The sequence below is a fragment of the Flagellimonas sp. HMM57 genome (assembly GCF_021390175.1).
Taxonomy (GTDB): Bacteria; Bacteroidota; Bacteroidia; order Flavobacteriales; family Flavobacteriaceae; genus Flagellimonas.
On record NZ_CP090004.1, the window covers coordinates 3,884,710 to 3,907,396 of the forward strand.

General features: G+C 37.7%; 23 protein-coding genes. 5 read left to right on the plus strand and 18 right to left on the minus strand.

Translation table 11 applies throughout. The features are described 5' to 3' along the window. Positions 1-9 precede the first annotated feature (9 nt). The gene (locus LV716_RS17290; RefSeq protein WP_163419025.1) at positions 10-1,050 is read right to left on the minus strand and encodes a PLP-dependent cysteine synthase family protein; all 1,041 of its coding nucleotides are present in this window, start codon (positions 1,048-1,050) and stop codon (positions 10-12) included. 67 nt (positions 1,051-1,117) lie between these two features. Continuing rightward, entirely contained in the window at positions 1,118-3,193 is a 2,076-nt protein-coding gene (locus LV716_RS17295; protein ID WP_233759175.1) for a S9 family peptidase, read from the minus strand. Between the two features lie 125 nt (positions 3,194-3,318). Between LV716_RS17295 and LV716_RS17300 the strand changes: the two genes are divergently transcribed. Continuing rightward, on the plus strand, positions 3,319-3,645 hold the full coding sequence (locus tag LV716_RS17300; RefSeq protein WP_163419027.1) for a YbaB/EbfC family nucleoid-associated protein: 327 nt from the start codon (positions 3,319-3,321) through the stop codon (positions 3,643-3,645). A gap of 140 nt (positions 3,646-3,785) precedes the next feature. On the opposite strand, the gene LV716_RS17305 is transcribed toward LV716_RS17300, so the two are convergent. The 16 genes from LV716_RS17305 to LV716_RS17380 form a co-directional block, all read right to left on the minus strand. Further along, complete coding sequence (locus tag LV716_RS17305; protein ID WP_163419028.1) at positions 3,786-4,376, minus strand: hypothetical protein; 591 nt, start codon at positions 4,374-4,376, stop codon at positions 3,786-3,788. A 34-nt stretch (positions 4,377-4,410) separates the two neighbouring features. Continuing rightward, a complete protein-coding gene (locus LV716_RS17310) occupies positions 4,411-4,845 on the minus strand; it encodes a hypothetical protein (RefSeq protein WP_163419029.1) in 435 nt (144 codons plus the stop codon). A 144-nt stretch (positions 4,846-4,989) separates the two neighbouring features. Then, on the minus strand, positions 4,990-5,451 hold the full coding sequence (locus tag LV716_RS17315; protein ID WP_163419030.1) for a hypothetical protein: 462 nt from the start codon (positions 5,449-5,451) through the stop codon (positions 4,990-4,992). 50 nt (positions 5,452-5,501) lie between these two features. Next, positions 5,502-5,966 (minus strand): hypothetical protein, encoded by a 465-nt coding sequence (locus LV716_RS17320; protein ID WP_163419031.1) that lies wholly within the window; start codon positions 5,964-5,966, stop codon positions 5,502-5,504. 55 nt (positions 5,967-6,021) lie between these two features. Continuing rightward, complete coding sequence (locus tag LV716_RS17325; protein ID WP_163419032.1) at positions 6,022-6,570, minus strand: hypothetical protein; 549 nt, start codon at positions 6,568-6,570, stop codon at positions 6,022-6,024. Positions 6,571-6,586: 16 nt separating this feature from the next. Then, a complete protein-coding gene (locus LV716_RS17330; protein ID WP_233759176.1) occupies positions 6,587-6,946 on the minus strand; it encodes a hypothetical protein in 360 nt (119 codons plus the stop codon). Between the two features lie 89 nt (positions 6,947-7,035). Next, positions 7,036-7,923 (minus strand): JAB-like toxin 1 domain-containing protein, encoded by an 888-nt coding sequence (locus tag LV716_RS17335; RefSeq protein WP_163419034.1) that lies wholly within the window; start codon positions 7,921-7,923, stop codon positions 7,036-7,038. A 68-nt stretch (positions 7,924-7,991) separates the two neighbouring features. After that, positions 7,992-8,417 carry a hypothetical protein gene (locus tag LV716_RS17340; protein ID WP_163419035.1) on the minus strand — a complete coding sequence of 142 codons (426 nt, stop codon included), beginning with the start codon at positions 8,415-8,417 and terminating at the stop codon, positions 7,992-7,994. 134 nt (positions 8,418-8,551) lie between these two features. Beyond that, positions 8,552-9,409: a hypothetical protein gene (locus LV716_RS17345; protein ID WP_163419036.1), complete on the minus strand. Its 858-nt coding sequence runs from the start codon at positions 9,407-9,409 to the stop codon at positions 8,552-8,554. A gap of 68 nt (positions 9,410-9,477) precedes the next feature. Further along, positions 9,478-10,065, minus strand: coding sequence for a hypothetical protein (locus tag LV716_RS17350; protein WP_163419037.1), 588 nt, complete (start codon positions 10,063-10,065; stop codon positions 9,478-9,480). 312 nt (positions 10,066-10,377) lie between these two features. Continuing rightward, on the minus strand, positions 10,378-10,983 hold the full coding sequence (locus tag LV716_RS17355) for a hypothetical protein (protein ID WP_163419038.1): 606 nt from the start codon (positions 10,981-10,983) through the stop codon (positions 10,378-10,380). A 2-nt stretch (positions 10,984-10,985) separates the two neighbouring features. Further along, positions 10,986-11,993: a JAB-like toxin 1 domain-containing protein gene (locus LV716_RS17360; protein WP_163419039.1), complete on the minus strand. Its 1,008-nt coding sequence runs from the start codon at positions 11,991-11,993 to the stop codon at positions 10,986-10,988. A gap of 4 nt (positions 11,994-11,997) precedes the next feature. Further along, a complete protein-coding gene (locus tag LV716_RS17365; RefSeq protein WP_163419040.1) occupies positions 11,998-13,068 on the minus strand; it encodes a hypothetical protein in 1,071 nt (356 codons plus the stop codon). Next, the gene (locus LV716_RS17370) at positions 13,065-14,435 is read right to left on the minus strand and encodes a hypothetical protein (protein WP_163419041.1); all 1,371 of its coding nucleotides are present in this window, start codon (positions 14,433-14,435) and stop codon (positions 13,065-13,067) included. Before LV716_RS17370 ends, LV716_RS17365 begins: the two co-directional genes overlap by 4 nt. A gap of 200 nt (positions 14,436-14,635) precedes the next feature. Next, complete coding sequence (locus tag LV716_RS17375) at positions 14,636-15,661, minus strand: low specificity L-threonine aldolase (protein ID WP_163419042.1); 1,026 nt, start codon at positions 15,659-15,661, stop codon at positions 14,636-14,638. Between the two features lie 15 nt (positions 15,662-15,676). Then, complete coding sequence (locus LV716_RS17380) at positions 15,677-18,079, minus strand: zinc-dependent metalloprotease (RefSeq protein ID WP_163419043.1); 2,403 nt, start codon at positions 18,077-18,079, stop codon at positions 15,677-15,679. An 84-nt stretch (positions 18,080-18,163) separates the two neighbouring features. Here LV716_RS17380 and prfB point away from each other — a divergent pair. The 4 genes from prfB (at position 18,164) to LV716_RS17400 (ending at position 22,668) form a co-directional block, all read left to right on the plus strand. Further along, positions 18,164-19,259 (plus strand): peptide chain release factor 2 gene (gene prfB, locus LV716_RS17385; RefSeq protein WP_163419044.1). Its coding sequence is split into 2 segments (ribosomal slippage): positions 18,164-18,226 and positions 18,228-19,259, totalling 1,095 coding nucleotides; the frame shifts between segments, so codons are not numbered across the junction. Between the two features lie 14 nt (positions 19,260-19,273). Continuing rightward, positions 19,274-19,615, plus strand: a complete 342-nt coding sequence (arsC, locus tag LV716_RS17390; protein ID WP_163419045.1) for an arsenate reductase (glutaredoxin) — start codon at positions 19,274-19,276, stop codon at positions 19,613-19,615. Positions 19,616-19,691: 76 nt separating this feature from the next. Further along, the gene (locus LV716_RS17395) at positions 19,692-20,150 is read left to right on the plus strand and encodes a hypothetical protein (protein WP_163419046.1); all 459 of its coding nucleotides are present in this window, start codon (positions 19,692-19,694) and stop codon (positions 20,148-20,150) included. A gap of 1 nt (position 20,151) precedes the next feature. Further along, the gene (locus LV716_RS17400; RefSeq protein ID WP_163419047.1) at positions 20,152-22,668 is read left to right on the plus strand and encodes a TonB-dependent receptor domain-containing protein; all 2,517 of its coding nucleotides are present in this window, start codon (positions 20,152-20,154) and stop codon (positions 22,666-22,668) included. Positions 22,669-22,687: the final 19 nt, after the last annotated feature.

Consider the following 22,687-nt stretch of genomic DNA (forward strand, 5'->3'; position numbering starts at 1 on the left):
AGCAATTTCCTACTCGATATACTCTATTTTTTCAGGAACATCGGTATTTTGAATATCAAAGAAACCTTGGTTTTCCATCCATTCATTACTAAATACTTTGCTCATATATCTTGAACCGTGATCTGGGAAAATTACTACTACATTGCTGTCCTTTGAAAACTCACCTTCCGTATTCAATTGGTACAAAGCCTGCATAGCGGCTCCGCTCGTATAGCCAACAAACATACCCTCGGTCTGGGCTATCTTTCTGGCCATATGGGCACTTTCACCATCGGTAACCTTTACATAACGGTCAATAACCTCAAAATCTGTGGCTGTTGGGATTAAGTTTTTACCCAACCCCTCAATTCTATAGGGATACACTTCGTTATGGTCAAATTCTCCGGTTTCATGATACTTTTTAAGTACTGAACCATAGGCATCTACACCCAAAACTTTTACGTTAGGGTTTTGTTCCTTCAAATATTGAGCAATACCGGAAATAGTACCACCAGTGCCACTACATGCCACTAAATGGGTTATGTTTCCATTGGTTTGATTCCAGATTTCCGGACCGGTCGTTTTATAATGGGCCTCTATATTCAACGTGTTAAAGTACTGATTGATATAGATGGAATTGGCGGTTTCATTGTGGAGGCGTTTGGCAACCTCGTAATAAGATCTTGGATCATCTGCACTAACATGGGCAGGACAGACATAGACCTTTGCTCCCATGGAGCGAAGCATATCTATTTTGTCTGGGGATGATTTTGAGCTAACGGCCAAAATACATTTATACCCTTTCACTATACTTACCATCGCCAAACTGAAACCTGTATTGCCAGATGTTGTCTCAATTATGGTACTATCCGGTTTAAGAATACCCTTGCGTTCTGCTTCCTCAATAATGTATGCAGCAATCCTATCCTTTGCAGAATGACCTGGATTAAAGGCCTCTAACTTAGCATAGAAATTTCCGGTAAGAGATGCTGTAATTTTATTGAGCTTAACTAAGGGGGTATTTCCAATTAATTCTAGAATATTGCTGTGCGCATTTATCTGTTTCTCCATAACTGGTATTAGGTAAGGAATGCATCTTGAAATACTCAAAATTTATCCGGTGCAAAAATAACATTTTTTATTTTAAGACAAGTTTTTCTTCCAAATCCAGAATGAAGGCATATTCTTTCGCTGTTTCCTTTAAAGATTCAAACCTACCCGAAGCTCCACCATGGCCTGCATCCATATTGGTATCCAAAAAAAGAAGGTTATCGTCCGTTTTGTGTTCCCTTAATTTGGCGACCCATTTAGCCGGTTCCCAATATTGTACCTGGGAATCGTGCAATCCTGTCGAAACATATAGATTTGGATAATCCTGTGCCGTAACATTATCATATGGGGAATAGGATTTCATGTAGCCATAGTATGTTTTATCATTTGGATTGCCCCATTCATCATATTCCCCAGTGGTCAAGGGAATGGTATCATCCAACATCGTGGTAACAACATCCACAAAGGGGACAGCTGCAATTACACCATTATAAAGTTCTGGAGCCATGTTAATGATAGCCCCCATCAGTAACCCCCCTGCAGAACCTCCGTTGGCATACAAATGTTCAGGACTGGTATATTTCTTTTCAATTAAAAACTTGGAGCAGTCAATAAAGTCTGTGAACGTATTTTTCTTACGCAACAATTTACCATCTTCATACCAAGGCCTACCCAAATATTCGCCACCTCTTACATGCGCAATAGCAAAAATGAAACCTCTATCCAACAAACTCAAACGAATTGAAGAAAAATAGGGGTCAATTGTACTTCCATAGGAACCATAGGCATATTGAAACAAAGGACTTGTTCCATCCAATTTTGTATCCTTATGGTAAACCAAGGAAATAGGAACCTTTATTCCATCTCTTGCTATGGTCCACAAACGTTCTGTCCTGTAATTTTCTTTGTCAAATGTGCCTCCAAGAACTTCTTGTTCTTTCAAGATTGTCTGGGTTCTGCTTTCCATATTAAAGTCGATGATCGCATAAGGAGCTCCCATTTCATTATAATAATAGCGAAGTTCTTTAGTATCGAAATCTACATTTACAGATGTTCCAGCCACATAAGTTTCACTTTCAAAAGGCAGATTGTAACTATATCTACCATCCCATTTGGTGATTTTCAGCTTATTCAGCCCATTTTCTCTCTCGGAAAGCACATAATAGTCCTTGAATATTTCCACGTCTTCCAACAAAACATGTTTTCTATGTTTAATAAATTCCTTCCAGTTATCCGATGTAGTTTTATCTTCAGCGGTTTTCATCAATTTAAAATTGGTGGCGTTGTCCTTATTGGTAAGGATATAAAAGCTGCCATTATAATGGGCAATGGAATATTCTACCCCAGTTTCTCTTGGGGAAAACATTTTGAAATCCCCTTCAGGAGTATTTGCATTTAAAATTTGATACTCAGAAGTTAATGTACTTACGGAACCAATTACAATAAACTTTTTGGACTTGGTCTTGTAGACAAATGTATTGAAGGTTTCATCCTTTTCATGGTACACCAATACATCATCAGTAGTTGGAGTGCCCAACGTATGCCTGTAAATTTTGTCCGAACGCAGGGTTACTGGGTCTTTTTTGGTATAAAACAAGGTTTTGCAGTCATTTCCCCAAACCGAACTTCCCGTTGTCTTCTCAATTTTATCAGGGTAAACTTTCCCTGTCAGTAAATTTTTGATTTGTAAATCATACTCTCTCCTGGATACTGTATCCACACCAAAAGATGCCATTATATTATCAGGACTTACAGATACTCCCTTTAAATTGAAATAGTCATGGCTTTTGGCAAGTTCATTGCAATCAAATAGTATTTCATCCTCAGCATCCATATGCTCTTTCCTTCTGGAATATATTGGATACTCCTGTCCTACCTTGTATTTCGTTATGTACCAATATCCATTATACTTATAGGGAACCGAAGAGTCATCTTCTTTTATCCTAGATTTCATCTCTAGAAAAAGCTTTTCTTGAAAATCCTTGGTGTGCGCAGTCATCTTTTGGTAATACGCATTTTCGGATTTTAAATAATCGATTACCTCTTGGTCTTCCCTATCGTTCATCCAATAGTAATCGTCTATTCTGATATCGCCGTGCTTTTCCAATCTTGTTGGTTTCTTTTTGGCGATCGGGGCTTTTATGTCCATCAACTGTTGTTTCATGTTTGGATAAGAGGCCGCAAAAGTAAGATTTAAAATAAAAGTACCATACAAAATCATAGCGCTGAAAGGGACATTTTTACCTCAATTCGTTACTTTTGATCTTATAATTATAAAACACGGAACTTATGTTTGGAGATATGATGGGAATGATGGGGAAGCTCAAAGAGACCCAACAAAAAGTAGAGGCAACCAAAAAACGAATGGATACCGTGATGATTGATGAAACTTCTTCTGACGGTCACCTTAAAGTAACTATTACTGCAAATAGAGAGTTAAAATCCATAGACATTGATGAAGCTCTATTACAGGATAAAGAACAGCTTGAAGATTATCTCATCATTACACTGAACAAGGCTATTGCAAAAGCTACGAATGTTAATGAAACAGAGTTGGCCGCCGTTGCCAAAGAAGGAATGCCAAACATTCCGGGGATGGACTCGATGTTTGAATAGCATGAGTTCCATACGAGAATAAGATTATAGTACTTACCTTCAATACTTTATAGAAGTACGTCAAGTCGAGCGCAGTCGACCACTTGCTTGAAAAATCAAATCATAAAGATTTATCTATTACTCTTGAATTGATGACTACCCTATTTGATGTTAAATATAGTCAGTAGCACTTCTTTCTTATCCAAAGTGTTAATGGCGTTTTCAATAAAATCAATTACTTGAATTTCATGCTCTTCTTTTTTCGGCTGACTTTTGTATTCTGTGATTTGTTCGATTGCGTTTTGTTTCCCCAGAAAATAATTATCTAGACTTATTTTATATGTAGCTGCACTTCTCTTATCAATTTCTTTTTTACTCATTTTACCATAAGCAGTATGTGCCTGCCTTAATAAATTTTCTGCTTCCGGCTTTTTTAACTTTAGGCCTAGGGCACCTTTATAGGTTAAATAGCTTGGTTCATTTTTCAATATTAGGACGTCTAAGTAATTATATGCATTCTGATATTGTCCAAGACTGACATAGTATTTTACTTTCTCAAACTTGAAGAAATCGCTCTCTGAATCACAATTTATGGTTCTATCCAAATAGTACAAAGCGGAATCTATTTCATGCTCTGAGGAGAGTTTAAGATACTTCTCATTAAGACTTTGGCAATCTTCTTTAAACGCTACCCGATTTTTAGAGTTGCATGATGCTAAAAACAATGCTGGTAACAATAAGAATAATCTCATTCCGGCTAGAATTTGAAACTACTTTAATTTGTGATTATTCTGGATTTTCATTTGATACCGTTTTATTGCCCAAATTTTCAACGAATCCTTTTTTTATGAGCGTGTAATCCAACGGAGTAGCACTAAGGCATGGTGGCAAATCATTATTAGGATAATCGGTATTTCTTTGACATTCATACAAAATAGAACCTTCTACTGAATCTGTATTTTTGTTTTCAGAAACGAAAAAAACATTTTTCCCTAAAATATGTTTTTCGAGAAAAATTATACCCTGTTCATAAAGAGGGTTATCTTGCTGTACCGCCTTGGTCTTTATGATTTGGATTTCATACTCTTTTTCGGTCTTCACCTCGGTTACCACAAACCTGTTCGTGGAAACAATTTCATCGACCGTAACCTCTGTCCAGTCATCTTGGGCATTAGCAAAACTGGCTATGAAGATAACAATTTGAAAAATGGATAATCTCACCTAATTAATTTTGTTGACAATTGATTATTTACTCTTGGACATGCTTATTAATACCTCTTTTCTTTAGATAACTTTATACGGTTTTCTAGAAAATCTATTGCTTGGATTTCATCAGTTCTTTTATTTCCTCCTATCGGGATTTTCCTATTCTCCCAGTTCAAATTTTTCTAAACCATTATCAGTGATATAATAAGCCCAGTTAGGCGCACTATAGCCTAATCCTGCCATTCTTGAATTTTCATCTGGCGTATCGTTAGGTGGGGTATGCTCTAATTTGGAGACATCGACAAAATCTTTATTAGAAAAATGAAAGAACACAAGGTTTTCATCTAGCTCAATAAAACCATCGTTGTTCTGCGAATGATAATAGGGTTGTTGCATGATTACGACAACATCACTATGGTTCTTTTCAAAAAATTCAACCCAATAAATATTAGTGTCTCCAACTTTACGACCGTATTTCCCAGCATTTTCTTCACTGTATTCTATGAACCCATCAATATTTTTCAACAAATCTCTTCGCACGATTTTCGAGTTCATTGAATCGTTACAGCTCAGTAAAATCAAGAAAAGAGATGCGACAAAGAAAAGTTTTATTTTTTTCATAATCTATCTATTCATTCTTGATAAATTAGAATTAAAGCGAAAATGAATTTTTATTGCCCAAGTTCAAATTTTTCCAAACTATTATCAGCATTGATATAGTAAGCCCAGTTAGGGGCACTAAATCCTAAGCCAGCTTCTTTAGAATTCTCATCTGGGACTTCTTCACCAATGGATTTTTCAAGTTTTGAAACATCTACAAAGGCGGGATTTGAATCGTAAAAGAAAACCCAGTTTTCATTTATTTTAATGAACCCATCTGTCTCATTTTTATAAACAAATGGTTCTTCCATAATCACAACAACTTTTTTTCCATCTTTATTGAAAAACTCAACCCAATAAATATCTGTATCCGTTCTATTATTCTTAAAATCTGATATGCTTTCTTCGTTAAGAGCTATAAATCCCTCAATCTCCCTAAGTAAATCATTTCTGATTATATCGGAGTTAGAAGTGTTCTTGCAACATACTAAAAGGATGCAAAAAGAAGTGCAAAATAATAGCTTTAATGCTCTCATAATCTAATCGTTAGTTTTGTCAACAAAATCATTAGACTTTTCATAGATTAGAAAATCATTCTAGAGAATTATCGACTTTTTTTAGTTGACCATCAATTAGTAAAAATTTCCATATAATTGGGTTGTAGCCAACTTGTGCTTCGTCTGAATTTTCATCTGGAACTTCTTTTGATAATTCATGATTGAGCTTTTCTACGTTCACCAATTTTTCATTTGAATCGTAAAAGAAAATTGTATTATCCCCTCTAACCAAGTGTCCATCTAGATTTTTTTGACTGTAATTCAAATATTGGAATATCTCTATAATTTCTTCTTTCCCGTTACTTGAACCATAAACGATATAAATGTTGGTTTCCTTGAAAGTAGATTTTTCTTTTGCTCGATTTTCACAGAACTCGATGTACTTGTCGATTTCTGCCATTAATTTCTCATCAACAACTTTTGAATTATTTTGACAACCAGCTATGAAAATGATGATAAATAATTTTGTTATGAATATTTTTGATTTTCTAATCTTCTTGACTATCCTAGCTTTACGGGTAACTACTGTTAAGCTTAAAAAAATTGGTTTAAAATGACACAAAGTTAGGTTGGACAAATTCATTGTACAAAGATTGAAATTACTCTGAATCAATCTTTACTAAACTATCATTTTTAATAATGTAACCCCATACTATAGGATTAAATCCAAGTTCCGCCTCTTTTGAATTTTCATCTGGCAAATCATTTAAAGCTTTTTTATTTAGCTTCTTGACATTGACAAGATTAGTATCTGAATTATAGAAAAAAACAGTATTTTCTTTTAAATTGATATAGCCATCCATATATTTTTTGTTGTATGACATATTCTGAAATATATCCACTATATCATTATTGTTTTTAGAATAAAACTTAACATAATAAATATTTGTCTCACTAGCGATTTTCGATTTATCAGCCCTATTTTCACAGAATATGATATACTTTCTAATTTCTTTCATTAAATCTTTACGTACAACATCGTTTTTTTTTCTCGCCACAGCTAAGAACTACTAACAAAATTGAGCTTAATACCAATAACTTCTTCATTTTACTTGAATTTTCCATTATAAAAGTCACTTGAGCGATTTATTTTCTTAATAAATTTATCACCATAGGAGGGAGTATATCTATAGAGTTCATTTGATTTGTTATTGTAGATATAATATAATGGAAGAGGTAATCCTTTTTTATCTAGTTCTGTTTTGTGATTGAATTGTCTTTCCTTGTCTCCTGTAAATGGAAAAGAATTATCTCTATACCCAGATGCAGTTCCGTTACCCACGTGACTATGTACATCAAACAATAAATTTTCTACTGCATAACCTCCAGACAAACCTAAATGATAACCATTAAAGGCATAACTTTCACTTTTTGATGTTCCAACTATATAAGAGTTGGCACCATTATCAAGTTTATAGCTTTGTAGCCCCCATTCTACACTTGAGTTATCTGCTGCAAACTTAAACACATCAAATGCGTCTGCCATATTCTGAGTTACTCCAAAATCTACACCAGTGTTATCAGATGCTAAGTCTTTTAGAAAACTTGACCCAGAATTATCATCCACCATTGCAGTTGCAAAGTCCTGACCACTATTGGAATCGACAATATTATTTTGGTCATCTATCGCATAAAGTCTGTCAACTTCATTCCCGTTTTCGTCAAGATACGTTTTGTCGTCCAGCCATACAACATCACCATCATTGTTTACTCCGTAAGTATCCAATAGACCGGTTGGGTCAGTTCTGATAATTGGATTATTTTGAACAAAATTGTATGGATTTACCCACTCTCTTTCCTCTGTCAACGGGTCTGGGGTCATCCAACGGCTAACAATCTCAGGCTCCAAGGTCGCTTCCGAATATACCTTGTCGGTCTCAACAAACCCGACAATGGATTTAGTAAAGGGATTGAACAGTACAGAGCCTATCCGCACGATGCTGTCATTGTCAAAATGTTCAATATACTTGCCCTTGCTGAGATTTTCTATCTTAGAATTATGGGCTAATTTTCTTGCTTCTCTGAAAATATAGGGTTTTCATTTCCATAAAGCTGCTTATAATCATAAACAACATATCTTTCGAGTAAAACACGGTCGACTAATTCTTTATCAAAACCATTACTGATTTTCTCTTTCTTGATGGATGAGACAATATCGTGTATACGACAAATTGTTTTAATCAACTTATTATTTTTTGAGTCTGTGTTTAGGTCGAAAGTTTGTACTTCAAAGAAAATATGAGGATGCGATTTAGTTTCTGAAAACTTATTAAGATTTTGGTCAACTTGATCATCGATATTATCCCTTATATCAGTATCTATAGGTTCGCTGTTGACAGATATTACATTTGCATTTTGATCAATTGCTATTTTGTATGAAAATCGCCCCCCCCCAATTTTCTGTGTCTTTAGATATGTTTTTCCACTCACTGTCTTTGTATTCTACAATAGCTACATCGAATGTTCCCCCTGGTAGTTCATGGCTAACATATTCCAAAGATGGTAAGCACGTGTTGGACTGTTTACATCCTGTTAAGACTAAAAATGTAATAGCTAAATGAAAACTAATACGGGATATATTTCTTAGGCTCATAATCTATTTTTTTATATGGTGTATTTAGAGTTCCTGGTAGTATTTTCCCATCAATCGCATTATTATATCTATTTTTTGTAATTAGGGGTGAAAAGATAAAAAATTGTGCGTTAGGTGACCGCATTCTTTCACGTCTTGCGCCAGCCATATCGCTACCCGAAGGTTGGAAATCATCAAGACTCGTTCCATAATGGCTATGTATATTAATAAGAGTTTCAAAATCTCCGAAACCCCCAGCTCTCCTTGGTGAGGGTGCTTGGTCGCTTACATGATATGAACCTATAAATGAATAAACGCCACCATCTGTTTTCCCCTTTATGTAAGCCCATTCGTTAGAATCTCTACTTGCAACCCAATCAAACAATTTTTTTGTCTGTTTGTTGTTTTTACTAATAGCATAATTACCAGTCAATATTACGTCATCACTATAATGTGCAGATTCCTGCATTGTTTGAGATTCTAGTTGCGGAAGTATTGAGGTATCTGTCAATTGTATTTCATTGCCACTTTCATCCATTAGATAATCAATGGATTCTCCGCCTTTATTATCAAAATACTCAACTGTTCCATCACTTAGGAGCTTATATCGATCATCAGGTTGTTGTATCATTTCATCTAATGCACCATCCGGGTCAATACGGTTAATCGGATCGTTTTGGACAAAGTTATATGGCGTAAGCCATTCTCGTTCCTCTGTCAACGGATCTGGGGATAACCATCGGCTAACGATTTCAGGTTTCAATGTCGCTTCTGAATACACTTTTTCAATCTCTACAAAACCTGTAATCTGCTTAGTAAAAGGATTAAAAAGTACCGAGCCTATCCGCACGATGCTGTCATTGTCAAAATGTTCAATATACTTGCCCTTGCTGAGATTTTCTATCTTAGAATTATGGGCTAATTTTCTTGCTTCTCTGAAAATATAGGGTTTTCATTTCCATAAAGCTGCTTATAATCATAAACAACATATCTTTCGAGTAAAACACGGTCGACTAATTCTTTATCAAAACCATTACTGATTTTCTCTTTCTTGATGGATGAGACAATATCGTGTATACGACAAATTGTTTTAATCAACTTATTATTTTTTGAGTCTGTGTTTAGGTCGAAAGTTTGTACTTCAAAGAAAATATGAGGATGCGATTTAGTTTCTGAAAACTTATTAAGATTTTGGTCAACTTGATCATCGATATTATCCCTTATATCAGTATCTATAGGTTCGCTGTTGACAGATATTACATTTGCATTCTGATCAATTGCTATTTTGTATGAAAATCGCCCCCCCCAATTTTCTGTGTCTTTAGATATATTTTTCCATTCGCCGTTTTTAAATTCTGCAATAGCTACATCGAATGTTCCTCCTGATAGTTCATGGCTAACATATTCCAAACTTTGTAAACATCTTTCGGACTGGTAACAGCCAGTTAAAATTAAAAAGACAAGAGTAAGATAAATACTAGTACAGAATATACCTCTTTTAATCATTTCTTAATTCTTAATCCTTGCCAATTCATGTTTAAATAGTATAAGAAGATTGCACTATCTCCTCTTATCAAATACCCCTTTAGATTTTTCAGATTGTCATCTAATTTCAAAAAATAAGGATAAATTCGTCGTCAATTTCCTTTGACCCTTCGACAATGTAAATATCGGTTTTTTTGAAAGAGAAATTTTTACAACTCCATTTTTCACAAAGATTAATGTACTAATCTTTGTTTGAAGTCAATTTTTAAAACCGACTAAAAGCATTTTGAAGAGTACTGACAAATAGTGACTTAGATGAAAGTTTATCTTTTTTTAGTCAATCCACTGACTTTCAGATTTGCCCAAAAATTTAAAATCACCTTTATTAACTTTATACTTATATATTGGGGGAATTTCAGGCGTGTGTGATTTACCTTCATCGGTTACAAATCTTTCTGGATATTTTTTGATAATAGGGGTGTTATTATAAAACCTATTCCCCGCCTCTCCAGAATCAAATATGAATATTGGTAAGTCAGCACCTTCAACCATCCCTACATATTCGGGATGCTCTTTTGGGGTTTCATTTTCTTCAAATGCATAAGTGGGGAAAAGTTCCATTAAAAACGGCTGTCGGCAAAGTGCCAAAAGGGTATCAGACTTTACTTTAAAAAAACTAACATAATAAGATTGAAGGACGTATTTAGAAGTATCTTCTACCTTTTTTATCGGGTACTCCTTTGAGTATTGATAAATTAATTCTGATAGGGTGCTGTCAAGGTGAATATAGTTTTTGTTCTGAGATGACACTTCTATTTCACTTTTTTCAGTGGAACGACTAAATTCAGTAACATCATGTTGATTTTCATTATCTTTTTGTTGGTTTTTACAACTTGAAAGCACAACTACAAAAAGTAACATTGGAATTAAGTTTTTCATTTCTACTTCGTATTTAAAGTGCCAAAAAAGAATCTTTTGTAATCTCCTCCTGTATTTCGGATAAAGGACACGTAGGTATTTCTGTTGCTTATATTATATATATTATTCGAGTTGGGGAAGTATACGTATTTCAATCCTGCCGCTTGTCCATTCCTCCTAATCTGAGTTTGACTCCTACTTCGGTCCCCATACATAGATCCTATTTCTCTAATGGTCGTTGTTGGTATATTAGGGTGTGAATGGATTCCAGCAACCCATTGCGATTTGTCAAACTTACTTCCGCCTGGGGATAATGTTCGGTTGCCATAAGAACCTAAATTAAATTTAGTCGTTCCATCTATGTTTAATCTATACAATGACCATTCCACATTAGAATTATTTGCCGCAAAATTGAAAACTTTAAATAAGCTTGATTGATTGTCTTCTCCTCTTGTAACATCCCTAAAGTTGAGCTCTCCATGCTCACTATCTTGTGAAGTTTCTTTTATCTTCTCTAACTCTGGGAGTATTGAGGTGTCTGTCACTTGTATTTCATTACCATTTGTATCCATCAAATAATCAAGGGATTCACCACCTTTGTTATCATAGTACTCAACTGTTCCATCACTTAGGAGCCTATATCGATCATCAGGTTGTTGTATCATCTCATCTAATGCACCATCTGGGTCAATACGGTTAATCGGATCGTTTTGTACAAAGTTGTATGGTGTAAGCCATTCTCGTTCCTCTGTCAACGGATCTGGGGATAACCATCGACTGACGATTTCAGGTTTCAAGGTCGCTTCCGAATATACCTTGTCGGTCTCTACAAACCCGACAATGGATTTAGTAAAGGGATTGAACAGTACGGAGCCTATCCGCACGATGCTGTCATTGTCAAAATGTTCAATATACTTGCCCTTGCTCAGGGTTCCTATCTTGGGCGTATATCCAAACTTCTCGAACGGGTTTTGTGCATGGCCTATGCTTACGCAAAGAACGGCAATTGTGATTAGGAATAGTTTTTTCATGGTATCAGTTGTTATCGGTAATCGTTTTGTTCTCGTATTTTTCTCGTTCCTCCTTTAAGGAAGTGAGCCAGTCCAGGTACATTTCCTCTGGCATCCTGCGGTAGCCTAGCTCATGTATGGTCATATAATCTCCTTGGAGTTCTAAAAATCTCTTTTTTAAGGTGTCATCTTGTGAGGCTTTTTGAGCCAACCCTGCAAAGTCTGTCCTGTTCTCCTGCTCCAGTATCTTTTTCGATGTTTCCGCTTTCAGTATCAGCGCATTGATGTAGTTGGGGTAGTGTTTCAGGGCGGCATGGGTACATTTTTGGACAAAAGTGCCGTCATTATCGAGAAACTTTCGTTCATAGCCCTGTGCCAAATCTATGAGGCAAAGTGCCACGCTCCGTTTGTTGTCCAAGGCCTCCATATAGAGTTTATTGGCAATGGCATCCAAATGAATATAGCCCGAGGCCATCAACCAAGAATCCATTGGGAAAATACCGCTGGTCAGTTCCGTATTATACCACCCGTCCTCCTCTTTCCAGTGCTTGATGTAAATATGGTTGGGTGCCAGAGCGAGATAGGCGTCCACTTCCAGTTCTTCCGCCAGAATTTTGTACAGGTAGGGCAAGGAATGGCAATTGCCCTTGCGTGTGACCATCAGTTTGGAGACGAACATGTTCTTCCAGTCGCCATGCCCCCAGATATCCTCAAAATCATAGGAATATGGGGTGTAGCGGTAGATATTGCCCTTGCTGTCCGCAATTTCAAAACTGTCCTTTAGTGCTGAGAACAGGGCGGCATATTTTTCGACTTCCTCTTTGTCCGAGCCTTGGTATTTTAGTTCACGGCTTTTGACGAGGTTTTGGGCAAGGACGGTCAGCTTTCTTATTTCGTTATGGAACAAAACACTGTCCAAGCTGTTTTCTAGGTAGGCGTTCTCCACCTCGTACACGGCATTCTTGAAACTGAGCTCACAGGAACCTTCCAGCATACAGTTGATGTTCTCAAAAGCGGTATCGTAGAAAAAACGCTGGGCATCCGTTCCTGTTTGGAGCAATACTGTCAATACTATGGAGCAGATAATTTTTTTCAATCCTTTTTCTGTTTAATCGATTTTTTACCAAAACTCTCATTGAGCTGTCGCGCTTCCTGTTCGTTGACCGAGGCAAGCCATTTCTCGTATTGCTCGGCGGGCATTTCGGCATAACCAAGAGTATCCACCGTTTCATATTGCTCCAGAACCGATTTATAAAGTTTGACCAATTGGGGGTAATGTCTTATCTCATCAAAGTTTTCTTTGGTAATCCCCAATTGTTCCGTGGCATATTTCAGTTTTACCGTCTGCAAATTAGCCTTCGATAATTGGGCGGGAATATTTTTTGGGTCGATTTCAAGAGCAGTGTTCAAAACTTCTTCTGCAAAATCGTCATAGCCATATTTTCTTATATAACCAACAGCCAATTCAGCAAAATAATTAGATAAAAGCTCTTGTTCATTCATAGGATGCATGAATATCTTGTTCTGTATTGCCTCGGCCTTTACGTAGCCAGAGTTCAGGATAAAAGCATCCGTGGTGAGCATATGATTGGTGAGTTCTATATTGTACCATGTCCCACTGTCATCGGGAAACTTTATATAGGAGTGGTTGGGCGAAAGTGCCAAATGCGCCACCGCACCGATTTCCTCGGCTAGGATGAGGTATAATCTCGGTAAAGAATTGCACTGACCCTTTCCCGTTAAAAGAAGTTTATGGACAAACATTTTGCTCCAATCCTTTCTGCCCCAGTAATCATCAAAATCATATTCAAACAGAAAGTGTTTTAAGCCCTTGGATTTGATTTCCAGAGTGTCAGCAAAGAATTGGAATAGCAGGTAATTTTTTGCTAGGTTGCTTTTTACATCTAAATCTAATTCCTTCATTTTTTCTCGAAGGAAATCACCTGTTTGTTTTATTGTCTGCTCAAACTCGGAATAATCTTTTTCATTCTCGTAAAAAGCATTCTCAACAATGAAGGTTGCTTTTTTTGCGGAAAAGGTGTTTTCCCGCATTACCGACAACTCTGCAAAAGCATTTCGGTAGTGTTGGGAGCCTTTTGAATTTGCGAATGAGGGCAATGCACTTGGAATACCGTTCATTGTAGTGAAGGCGTCTTGGATAATCTCCCTTTTGGCCTTTTCTTCCGCTTCGACTTTTCTGATATCGGCTTCGTGCATCGCCATTTGGCGGGCATACCTATCCCTGTCGTTCGATGGAGAACTGGAAAAATAGCTTAGAACATTAATGGGTTGTGTAGGCTGTAAAGTACCGTAGGATTGAAACGTACCAGGGGTCGGGAGAGTGGGCTCAATGTTTTGTGAAAACATAATGCCTACCGTTCCAAAAATAAATATTGTGATTATCCCCTGTAAGCAAAGCGAAAAGGTGAATAGGCTAGAATTATTGGCTGGTTTTTGGCACATAAATCCTGTTTGATTTGGGCGTTGGACAACTATATAAAACTAATAAAAAAACATGTTATTTCTTACAACATCTATCAAATAATTTTTATACGTAAGAAAAAATCAGTTAAGATAACTTCTAGGATGATTTCAAACGATTTCGATAGATACAAAAATAGAGATAGGTGCTACACTCAGCACCCGTTTCCGATTAAGAGTAATCACCCTATTTTTCGTAGAATGTCAAGAAAGTGGTCGTGCATCTGCGCAGTATAATCCAAGTGTGTCACTATACGCAGTTTACCTTGCCCCATTCCAATAATCGAGATATGGTTGTCCTCCAGCTTGGACAAGAAAATAGTTGAAGACATTTGGGATTCATCCAACTCAAAAATGATAATGTTGGTTTCAATGGGCTCTACTTTTTTGATAAATTCCAGTTTACCGAGGACACTTCCAATTTCCTGTGCTTTGTTGTGGTCTTCGGACAGTCGAGCAATATTGTTATTTAGGGCGTATGAACCTGCTGCCGCTAAAAAACCAGACTGGCGCATACCGCCCCCAAATACCTTACGCACCCGTAAGGCATCGGCGATTAATTTTTCGCTACCCACAAGCACGGAACCCACGGGACAACCCAAGCCCTTGCTAAAACAGACGCTAATGGAATCAAATAAAGCTCCATAGTCCTTTGGATTTTCATTTTTAGCTACCAATGCGTTCCAGAGTCGTGCGCCGTCCAAATGGTATTTTAATTCATTTTCATCACAGACCTTTCTTATTTTTTGGAGCTCATCAAAGTCCCAGCATGCACCTCCTCCTTTATTCGTTGTATTTTCGATACAGACCAAAGAAGTCAAGGGGCTATGATAAAAATCGGGAGGGTTAATGGCCGCTTCAACTTGTTCAGCGGTCATCATTCCCCTATTCCCATCCACCAGTTTACAGGAAACACCACTGTTGAAGCTTACACCGCCACCTTCGTAATTATAGACATGGGCGTACTTGTCACAAATTAGCTGCTCACCAGGCTGTGTATGCAATTTTATGGCTGTTTGATTGGTCATAGTGCCACTTGGAAAGAACAAAGCGGCTTCCATACCAAAATAATTGGCTACTTCTTCTTCAAATGCATTAACGCTTGGGTCATTCTTAAAGACATCGTCCCCTACCTTGGCATTCATCATGGTCTCCAGCATACCATTGCTTGGTCGTGTGACCGTGTCACTTATCAAATTAATTTTCATAAAAGGAACAAATCTTTAGTTCATACAATCCATACCAATTGGGGAACCATCTGGAATCTTAGGAGCTGGAATAACCTTAAAACTAGCCGGAGCTTTTAGAAATGCATCTATTCGCCGTACCATTTCTGAGGAAATCGCACTACTTCCTTTATTGGTCATTCTGGTTTTTAATCGCTTTAAAGACTCATTGGCTATTGCATTTACTTGAGGGTGAACTTCATTGTGCGCTGCCAAATTCATCATGTGAAACAGTACTCTAAAATTTATAATCTGCTGCGCTTCGTCTAAATAGGTATTTTTATGTGTTTTTTCAATCGTAGCATTCACTAAAGTATTGAACACCTGTTCTAATCCAAGCTGGTTTTTATCCAAGCTTTTCTGCTGAATTAAACGAGAAGCCCTTTCAGGATGTAACAAGAGTCCCAAAGTCATATCTGATGAGGTTTCCACTGCCGAAAGCGCATCAAAACTAACACCTGTTCTTCCTTTAAAAGATTCTCTTGTTCGTCCATATCCAATGGCGCGTGGTGGAAAAAGGTTTAGTTTGTCTTTTGGTATTGCCAGTTTATTAGCGTCCAATGTTTGTAATATGGTTTTCAGGGCATTCTCCTGACCGGTTCGGTTAACAACGGAAACAGCACGTTGTCCATCACCCTTTACGACATAATTATAATCCAATCCCCCAATAACTTTAGAAGTTGCTTCCGTTTGATACCTGTGAAAAAAGAATAAAAGTGCAAAAACATCTTCCAGCACCGAATTGGGTTCTCCTGAACGAATATTGTCCATGGAAAAGTTAGCCATAGCTATTTTTCGTATCGCTAGTACTTGTTCCAATTCTTCTGCTGCATTTTTCCCATTGTCCCATAAATGGGCCAAAGCATGTGCACTGCCCATGGGTCTGGCATCTTGATCGGATATGTATCGTAGACCATCAGCTTGTGCTTTTTCCAATATAGCGTTTAAACCTTCCGCTTCTTTAGCCTTATTCGGAAAATCTGTATAAGAATATGCCACAGTGACTTTATCCCATACCCCGATTCCCGTGTCATATGCATTGGAAAAATCGATGGCATCGCCCTTTAGTTCAAATTGCGGATGTGGATAGTCCATTACCGAAGCTCTGCCATTGGTGCTAGCAGCAAAATTATGGGCAAAGCCCAGGGTATGTCCAATTTCATGGGCAGAGAGCTGTCTAATCCGTGCCAAAGCCAATTCCAACATAGGTTGGTAATTATCATCCCGTTCAGCAAAAGGCTTGTTCATTAAGGCCTGTGCAATCAAGAAATCTTGGCGTATACGAAGACTTCCCAAGCTCACATGCCCTTTCATAATTTCTCCCGTTCGTGGGTCGGTGATGCTACTTCCATAGCTCCAGCCTCTTGTGGAACGATGTACCCACTGGATTACGTTATAACGAACATCCAAGGGATCTGCATCATCGGGCAATATTTTCAATTGAAACGCATCTTTATAACCTATGGCTTCAAAGGCTTGATTCCACCATTTGCCTCCTTCGAGAAGCGCGGAACGAACAGGTTCCGGGGTTCCGTTATCCAAATAATAAATTATGGGCTCTACAGCTTCGCTCACAGCTGCTCCAGGATTTTTCTTTTCAAGACGGTGACGTCTTACAAAATGTTTTAAAATAGGCTCTTGTACTGGAGTAGCGTAATCGTAATATGATATTGGGTACGAACCACAGCGCGGGTCGAACACACGTTTTTCATATTTATCATCAGGTAGCTCAATTAAGGAATGATGCTGAGCAACGGTAACCAGTGAAGGGTTTGGGGCAACAGAGCGTATGTATGCTCCCTCAGGGTTTCCAGAAAAGGTAAGCGTTACATCAAACTCCACATTCTTTGGGAATGCTTTGGTACGGTCAAAGGCCATGGCACTTTTGGATTTATCCAAACTGTAAGAACCTTGTTTGGTCCGTTTCAATCTGGCGGAGACACCATGGGCATCACGCATTAGAAAATCAGTAATATCGATTAAAAACTTTCCTTTTGATTCTTCTTCAATCTTAAACCCATAAAGCACCGATTTTGCAAACGCTTGTTCCACCGATTTTTTCTCCAGTTTATTTTGGGTCAGTGCCCTAAACTTTAAATTGGGTTGAACCAATAGTAATTTGTTTCCCGCTTTTCTAAAGAAAACTATTTGTTCGTTTCCTAGTTGCCCCCTATCCAATCCTATATCGTTGCTACCTATTCCACTGCTCAAAGAATACACATATAAAAATTCCTTTTCCAGTTCATCTACCTCTAAGAAAATCTTATCTGTTTTGTCATCAAAATAAAAATTAAAGTAGCCATTAAACTTTTGATATTCTTTGGTACTATCAAAACTTTGGGCGTTTAAAAAGCTAGTTATCAGAATGAATGGTAAAATGTGAGAGAGGTACTTTTTCATATCGTAGTTAGTTAAACCTAAAAATATATAAATTTCGTTGCTTGACCATTGTGAAACACTATTTTTGCTTGAAATTAAATTCTGATGATAACTACAGATCAGCAAAAAGATCTTATTGAGCGCCTTGGTGCGTTAAGGAGGTATCTTTGACATTGATGCCAAACTTATTGAAATAGAGAACGAAGAAGAGAAAACCCTTGCACCCGGTTTTTGGGACAATCCACAAGAAGCCCAAGTCCAAATGCAGAAGCTCAAGTCCAAAAAGAAATGGGTAGAAGACTTCAATGCAGCGAAAGCCTTGATTGGGGATTTAGAGGTATTGTTGGAGTTTCAAGAAGCTGGTGAAGTTTCCGAGGAAGAAGTAACCCAACAGCACGATAAAGCAGTCCTTCTTATAGAAAATCTTGAGTTTAAGAACATGCTTTCGGACGAAGGCGATGAACTCACTGCCGTATTGCAAATAACGGCCGGCGCAGGTGGCACGGAAAGTTGTGATTGGGCTGCCATGCTCATGCGAATGTATTTGATGTGGAGCGAAAAAAATGGTTATAAGGTCAAAGAACTCAACTATCAAGAAGGCGATGTAGCTGGTATTAAAACAGTCACTTTGGAGATCGAAGGTGAATTTGCCTTTGGTTGGTTGAAGGGGGAAAATGGTGTACATCGTTTGGTGCGTATCTCTCCTTTTGACAGTAATGCCAAAAGACATACTTCTTTTGCTTCCGTTTATGTGTATCCGTTGGTCGATGACACTATTGAAATCGATGTAAATCCATCTGATATTGAAATAACTACTGCTCGTTCCAGCGGAGCCGGTGGGCAAAATGTGAATAAGGTAGAAACCAAGGTACAATTGGTCCACAAGCCTACAGGCATTCAGATTTCTTGTTCCGATTCACGTTCGCAACACGATAATCGAGCCACTGCCATGAAGATGTTAAAATCGCAATTGTACGAAATTGAGCTTCGTAAAAAACAGGAAGCACGTGCAGAAATCGAGTCCTCCAAAATGAAAATAGAATGGGGCTCACAAATCAGGAACTACGTTATGCATCCCTACAAATTGGTCAAGGATGTTAGAACAGCAGAAGAGACCGGTAATGTTGATGCTGTTATGGACGGTGATATCAATTCATTTTTGAAGGCGTTCCTTATGATGATGGGGCAACGTGACGATTAAATCTAATTATAGTTATGATAAAAATTTACCATAATCCAAGATGTAGAAAATCCAGGGAAGGACTAGAAGTTTTAGAAAAATCTGGTCAAGAGTTTGAAGTGGTACGATATTTGGAAAATATTCCTACGAAAGAGGAATTGCGAGAGGTCATTGCCTGTTTGGGAATTTCTCCTGAAAATCTGGTCCGAAAAAATGAAGCGATATGGAAAGAAAAGTACCGTAACCAGCTTTTAACGGACGAACAAGTATTGGATGCCATGATAGCACATCCAAAATTGATAGAACGGCCAATTGTAATGAAAGGCCGAAATGCCGTAATCGGCAGACCAGCCGAAAATATTAAAGAAATACTATAAAATGTACTTAACAAAAGTTTAACCAAATTGGATTAAACCTTCACTTAACTTTAGAATCATATTTAAGTTCAACATCATGAAAAATGTACGTACTGTATTCGTTATCACATTTTTATTGGCAATTACATACACTTCTACGCTGTCCGCTCAATTTGGAAATAGGTTTGGCAGACAACAACGAAGTGCTATTCCACAAGCGCAACAAGCACCTGAAAAACCAGACCCGCTTACTGCTGAAGAGATTGTGGAACAACGTATGCCTTCTATTACGGAGGAGTTGGGGCTCAATCCGTTTGAAGAAGCCGTAGTCAAAACTACATTGACGAAATATGTACAACAGCGAATAGAGCTGCAGATTTTAAAATTAGAACCTCAGAAAATGAGGGAAGAGCTTGAAAAAATAGGCAAGAACCAGAATGAAGAAATGAAGAACGGGTTGCCAGAAGATAAGTACAATGCATATTTAGAGCTCCAAGAAAATAGGTTCAAGACCAGCAAAAAGAAAAAGAAGAAAAAGAAGAAATCCAAAGACTGATATGAAAAAACTGCTACTGTCCTTTCTATTGCTTAACTCCATAGTACTAACAGCACAAAACAAAGGACAGGGCAATCGACCTTCTCCCATTAAAATAACCGGAAAGGTCATCGATAGGGACACAGGACAACCTTTGGAGTATGCTACTTTAGTACTCCAACGTGTTCGAAACCCTGAAAAAGTAACAGGCGGAATAACAGATGAATCTGGAAATTTTGAAGTAGAAACCCCTCCAGGGGTTTTTAATATCCGTGTGGAATACATTTCTTATAAAACGTACCAGCTTAAATCGCAAACCTTAAAAGCCTCAACTGATTTAGGTACCATTGAACTTGGCATCGATGTAGAACAACTCGAAGATGTAGAAGTTGTTGGTGAACGCACAACGGTCGAACTACGTTTGGACAAAAAAGTCTATAACGTAGGAAGTGACCTTACCGTAAAAGGTGGTTCTGTAACAGATGTGTTGGACAATGTACCATCCATAACCGTGGATGTTGAAGGGAACATTAGCTTAAGGGGCAATGAAAGTGTACGGATATTGATCAATGGAAAACCCTCTGCCCTATCTGGTCTTAGCCCAGATGCCTTACAACAATTGCCTGCTGATGCCATTGAAAAAGTAGAAGTCATCACCAACCCTTCCGCCCGTTATGATGCCGAAGGCACTGCCGGTATTCTAAACATAATTTTAAGACAGAGCAAAACTGCAGGATTAAATGGTTCCATTAATGCCTTTGGAGGTTATCCAGATAATTTTGGGGGAGCTTTGAACCTGAATCTTAGAAGAGAGCGCTTCAATATTTTCACCACTACCACCTATCGCTATCGAGATGCGCCCGGAAATGCACAGTTTCTACAAGAAAATTTTGATGAAGACGGAAACACCGCAAGTTTTCAAGATGAGTTTAGGGAGTATCAGCGTAAGGACGATGGTATTAACACCAATATTGGTTTTGAATTGTTTTTGGATGACGAGGCACAAAGTAGCATCACCAATTCATTCGTTTATAGAAGGTCGGATGGAGACAACACGGTAGATGTTGATTTCTTCAATTTTGACGCATTGCGAAATCCGACCATACAACGGAACCGATTCACGAATGAAGATGAGTTTGACGAAAACATACAGTACTCCGTAAACTATCAGAAAAGATTTAAGAAAGATGGACAATTATTGACTGCCGATTATCAATATTCCAAGGGTATCGATATTGAAAACTCAATTATTGAAGAATTTATACTCGGTGACAATATTCAGTTACCTACAGAGCAGACCATAAATGATGAAAGCCAAATCAACCAATTGGCGCAGTTTGATTATGTGCATCCCTTTGGTAAAAACAATCGATCACAATTTGAGATAGGTTACCGTGGCACATTCAATACATTTAATACCGATTTTGTTTTTGGAATTTTAGAAGATGGTGTATTGGATTCCGACCCTGATTTTAGCAACGAACTCATCTATAAGGAATATGTAAATGCCGCATATGCCCAACTGGGAACCAAAATCAATAGCTTCAGTATTTTGGGAGGTATACGTATGGAAGCTTCGGATATTGGTATTGAGCTCGTAAACACGAATGATGTTTCTGAAAAGGATTATATCGATTGGTTTCCTTCATTGTTTTTTGGTTATGAACTATCAGAATATGAACAGTTCACCATAAGCTATAGTAGAAGGTTACGACGACCCCGGTCCAGATTTATCAATCCTTTTCCGTCACGTTCCAGCAATACAAATCTTTTTCAGGGAAATCCAGACTTGGACCCTACGTACACCAATGTTTTTGATTTAGGATATATAAAGCGTTGGGATAAAATTACATTAACAACTTCTGGGTATTATAATCGTTCCACAGGAGTATTTCAATTTATTACACAAGAGACAGGCGATTTTGTTGAGATTGAAAACCCTGATGATGTGGCAAACCCTATTATAGTTCCAGTTCAAGTGAGAACTCCTATCAATCTGGCAACAGATACTCGGTTTGGTGGTGAATTGACAACCACTTATGTCCCAAAAAGAGATTGGCGTTTAACGTTGAACCTCAATTTATTTCAACAACAACTACGAGGCAACTTCACGTTTACCAACTTTCTGGGTGAAGCGGTTTTTCAGAGTTTTGATGCTGATAATTTCACATGGTTCAGCCGTTTAAGTGCTAAAATACCGCTTCCAGGAAAAGTGGACTTTCAAACCAACACACTTTATCGAGGAAGAAGGGTCGACGCACAGAATGTAAACAAGGGCATATTGAGTACTAATCTCGCCTTCAGTAAAGATGTAATTAAAGATAAAGCAACACTATCCTTAAATGTTAGAGATCTTTTTAATTCCAGAAAGCGTATTACGGAGACCACAACAGAGAACGTCTTTACAAACAGTGAGTTCCAATTTAGGGAACGGCAACTAACACTGTCTTTTCTATATAGGTTCAATCAACCACAGAATGAGCGAAACAAAAGAGAAGGTAGAAGTAATGGTGAAGAGGATGTAGAATTTGAAGGATAAAAAAAGAGGCTAAAAGCCT